Here is a 4,357-nt window from a genome sequence, read left to right on the forward strand (position 1 = left end):
GCGCGGGGGAGCGCCCGAGCGGCGCGAGCACGGGCCCGGTGGCGTCGAGATCCTCCTCGACCCGCTGCGGCCCCGTCGCCTCGCGCGTGCCGGTCCGCGGCCGGGTGCCGGCCCGGGTTCTCGCCCCGGGCGCCGTCGCCGTCCCGGGAGACCGGCGGGGAGGTCCAGCCGGTCTCCGGGTGGCCCCGGGCGCCGGTCGCGTCCCGCCCAGGCGGGTATTGATCGGGGTGGTGTCGGTGGGCTCCGGCCCGGGTGCCACCCGGCGGTGGCGCCCACCGGAGGCGAGCGGGAAGGTGTCGGCGTCGTTGCTGGTCAGCCTCGTTCCCTCCTCGTCGCCGGGGGTTGCGTCGGCTGCGACCTCGCCAGGACATACGACAGGCAAGGCTAATCGCAGCGGCGTGGGAGGACGCACGCACGGTGTGCTCACCGCTGTCGCGGCGGACGCGGTGTCGAGCCGCTATCGGGACATTGGTACCTTCCGCGTGTGTCTGAGACCACGGCGGGGCTCCCCCGGATGGTGGCCCCGGCGCCGGCGGTGCCCGCGGGCCACCCCACGCCGGGATTCCCCGTGATGTCGGGATTCTCCGTGGTGCTGGGGCGGGCGCGGCCCGTGCGCTGGCACCTGTGGCTGGCCGCGATCGGGCTGCTCGGTCTCGCCGTCCGCCTGTTCTACCTGTTCCACTGGCTGCATCCGGCGGTCGTGCAGGGAGACCCGTACTACTACCACGAGGCGGCGAACCTCTTCGCCGACGGCCGGGGCTGGCCCGACCCCTACGAACTCGCCCTGTCCGGCCGCTACGTCCCCGACGCCCAGCACCCCCCGCTGACCAGCGTGCTGCTGGCCGTGCCGTCGGTGCTCGGATTCACCAGCTTCCTGTCCCACCAGCTGTTCTTGTGCCTGCTCGGCGTGCTGTCGATCGTGCTCGTCGCCCTCGCCGGGCGGCGGATCGCCGGCCCCGTGACCGGACTGGTGGCGGCCGGGATCGCCGCTGTCTATCCGGGCATGTGGCTCAACGACCCGCTGTTGATGTCGGAGACGACCGGGATCCTCACCTGCGCGTGGATCACCCTTGCCGCCTACCGGTTCCGAGACCGGCGGGGAGCCGCCGACGCCGCCTGGCTCGGAGTGGCCCTCGCGGCGGTGATGCTCGCGCGAGCGGAACTGGCGCTGCTCGCCGTGGTGCTGGTGGTGCCACTCGTCGCGACGGCCCGTGAACTCGCCTGGCGGCGCCGGATCGCCCTGGTGGCCGTCGCGGCGGCGGTGAGCGCGCTCACGATCGCGCCCTGGACGATCTACAACCTGTCCCGGTTCAGTGAGCCGGAATACCTGTCCACCGGGCTCGGCTCCACCCTGGCGGTCACCCACTGCCCGGCCAGCTACTCCGGCCGGTACGTCGGCTGGTGGTCGTTCGACTGCATCCTGGCGTTGCCACCCTCGCCCCAGGAACGCTCCGAACGGGACGTGTTCTACCGCCGGGCCGCGTACGACTACATCAAACACAACGAGCGCAGCCTGCCCCGGGTGGCCGCGGCGCGGCTTGGTCGGACATGGGGGGTCTACCGTCCCTGGCAGCAGGCCCGGCTGGACACCATCGAGCTGCGCCCCCTGGTCCTCAGTAAGGTCGGGATGGTCACGCTGTGGCCGTTGGAGATCGCGGCGCTCGCCGGGGTCGTGGTGCTGCGCCGCCGCCGGGTCGTGCTGCTGCCACTGCTCGCCGTGCCGATCGCGCTGAGCCTCGCCTCGGTCGCGATCTATGGGACGACCCGGTTCCGGGCCGCCGCGGAGCCCGCGATCGTGCTGCTCGCCGCCGTCGCGATCACGGCCGCCGCGCAGTGGCTCGGGCGTCGCGTAGTGACTCGGGTGTCGCGGTAGGTTCGCGGACCGGCCGGCCGGGTAGAAAGGGGGGGTTCGCTCGGGGTGCCGACGTGGTCGCGTATACCGGACTGGTACGTTGCCAGGGTGCCGGACCTTGCTGATCTCCGGGCGCTCGGTCGGTGAATGGACCCGCCCTTTCTCTTACGGCCGCAGCCGATTCCGGCGCAGCCGCCGGCCCGGCCGGCACCGCTTCCATCCCCGAACCGCGCACTCCCGCGCCGGTCCGTCCACCCAAGGTCGTCTTCGGCGGCTTCGACGGCCTGCGCGCGATCGCGGCGATTCTCGTGGTCGTCGTGCACACCGCGTTTCCCGCCGGTTTCACCACCAGCAGCCGGCTGGGCCCCTACACCGCCCGGAGTGAGATCGGTGTCGCGGTCTTCTTCCTGATCTCGGGGTTTCTGCTCTACCGCCCGTTCGTCGCCGCCCGGTTCGCCGGCCTCCGCGGCTCGGACGCCGCCGGCTACCTGGTCCGGCGGTTCATGCGGATCGTCCCGCTGTACTGGGTGGCGCTCGCCGTCACCCTGACCGTGGTCAGCAGTAAGCGGGTCGGCGTGCACGGCCTGGCCGGTCTGTTCCAGACGGCATTCTTCGTCCAGGGTTATCAGGAGCACTGGGCGATCCAGGGCCTCACCCAGGCCTGGACCCTGGACGTCGAGGCGGCGTTCTACCTGGCGATACCGGTATACGCGTGGCTGCTGCGGCGGCGGGACCGCCCGCCCGCCGCCCAGTTACGCGTGGAACTCGCCGCGCTCGCGGTCACGTTCGCCGCAGCCAAGATCGTCCATTATCTGGTGATCCCGTCCACGCAGACCTGGATGAACGGCTGGAACGTCTGGCTGCCGGTCTGGTGGGACCTGTTCGCCATGGGCATGCTGCTCGCCGTGCTCTCGGCCTGGTACTCCCGGCAGGGCAGGTCGCCGCGCTGGGCCGAGCTGCCCGGCTCGGGCACGGTGTGCTGGGGCATCGCCGCGTTCTTCTACTGGGTGTCGAGCAGGCATCTCGGCCTGCCGCTCGTGCCGATCTTTGAAGCCACGCGGAGCCAGGACATAGGCAAGCACCTGGGCTACGGGTTGTTCGGCTTCTTCCTGCTGCTCCCGGCGGTGTTCGGCCGCAGCGACCGCGGCTGGGTGCGGCCGCTGCTGGCCAGCCGTCCGCTGGCCTTCCTCGGAGCGATCTCGTACGGCATCTATCTGTGGCACTCGGCCGTCATCGACCTGGTGCTGGAGCACAGTGGCTGGCGGCTGTGGAAGATCCCCTACCTGCCGTTTCTCCTGGTGGTCCTTACCCTGACCGTCGGGGTCTCCACCGTGACGCACTTTTTGATCGAGCGTCCCTGCATCACCCTTTCCCGGGAGTGGGCCCGGCGGGTCGACAGATGGGTGGCGAGGCGCTTCGAAGGGGCGGCGAGGGGCGGGGAGGGCGGCCTCGTGAGCGGGGCCGGCGGATCGCCGGGCGAGGTCGAGGTGATCGGGAAGCCCGTCGATGGCCCGACGGTGCCACTCGCGTCAGGCATCATGCCGCTGCGGAACATGACGGACCGGGACGTGCGAGACCCGTTCCCCCCGGTCCGGTCCCTCGATCCCGACCTGCCCGGCGTGCCGGATGGACGGGCGCCGCGCGCCGGGTGGAAGCGGCCCCGGGTCGAGTTCGACGGTTTGGAATGGCTCGGGCCGGAGCCCGCGCCGCAGCCCGGTGAGCCCGGGGCACAGCCGGCCGAGCGCGGGGGGCCCGAGCGGGGGGGGATCCGAGCGCGGGGGGTCGGCGAGTCGGCGCTGACCCGGGAATGACCGGGCGTCGGGCCGCGAGGCCATGCCGTCGGCGGGTGTCGGGAATCGGACGCCACGAACTTACCCATTTATCCGCTTTTCAACCGATCTGCGCCGTTCGTCTCTGTCACGTCCCGTCCGTACACGTTCCCACCCGTGTGCCGGGACGATCCGCGGGACGGTGTTGTCCCGCCTACCGCGGCGCCGTGCCGCCACCTAAAACTACATATGGACGTCATTACTCTACGCAGAGTGAGGATGATGGCGGACGGCGCGCGTCTTGGTGCGGGCGCCCGTTGACCACCCTGGACACCCGTCCCTAGACTTGGGGACGTGCACGAGGGTCCGTGGGTCTCAGACCGAGCGGATCCACTCGAGCGTCGTTATCGTTCCTGACAGTTTCTTCGTTTTTGGCGTTGTTTCTGTCCCTCGGTCCCGGCGGTTCGATCCGGCCCTCGCGCGGACGACCACCCCTAGCCGGAGCCGACCCCTTGACGAGCACCACCGACGTACGACCCGTGGAGACCGTGACCATCTCGCCCAGCCCGACCACACCACAGGTAGCGGTCAACGACATCGGCTCGGCCGAAGACTTCCTAGCGGCCGTCGACAAGACGATCAAGTTCTTCAACGATGGCGACATCGTTGACGGCGTCATCGTCAAGGTCGACCGCGACGAGGTGCTGCTCGACATCGGCTACAAGACCGAGGGTGT

2 protein-coding genes and 2 pseudogenes are annotated in these 4,357 nt (G+C 70.8%); 3 read left to right on the plus strand and 1 reads right to left on the minus strand.

The genetic code is table 11. The annotated features are described in order from the left end of the window. A pseudogene (locus tag AC08OU_RS04720) lies at nt 1-382 on the minus strand (hypothetical protein); the annotation flags it as partial. Nucleotides 383-571: 189 nt separating this feature from the next. Between AC08OU_RS04720 and AC08OU_RS04725 the strand changes: the two are divergent. The 3 genes and pseudogenes from AC08OU_RS04725 to rpsA form a co-directional block, all read left to right on the plus strand. Continuing rightward, nucleotides 572-1,873 (plus strand): glycosyltransferase family 39 protein, encoded by a 1,302-nt coding sequence (locus AC08OU_RS04725; protein WP_476602157.1) that lies wholly within the window; start codon nt 572-574, stop codon nt 1,871-1,873. A gap of 122 nt (nt 1,874-1,995) precedes the next feature. Further along, entirely contained in the window at nt 1,996-3,663 is a 1,668-nt protein-coding gene (locus tag AC08OU_RS04730; RefSeq protein ID WP_476604412.1) for an acyltransferase family protein, read from the plus strand. A gap of 470 nt (nt 3,664-4,133) precedes the next feature. Beyond that, nucleotides 4,134-4,357: pseudogene (gene rpsA, locus AC08OU_RS04735) on the plus strand (30S ribosomal protein S1); the annotation flags it as partial.

The sequence above is a fragment of the Frankia sp. CcMO1 genome, assembly GCF_977945845.1.

What these genes read in the sequence shown, in the direction of transcription:
- AC08OU_RS04725 (WP_476602157.1), top strand. Translation starts at nt 572, where the DNA reads ATGTCGGGATTCTCCGTGGTGCTGGGGCGGGCGCGGCCCGTGCGCTGG.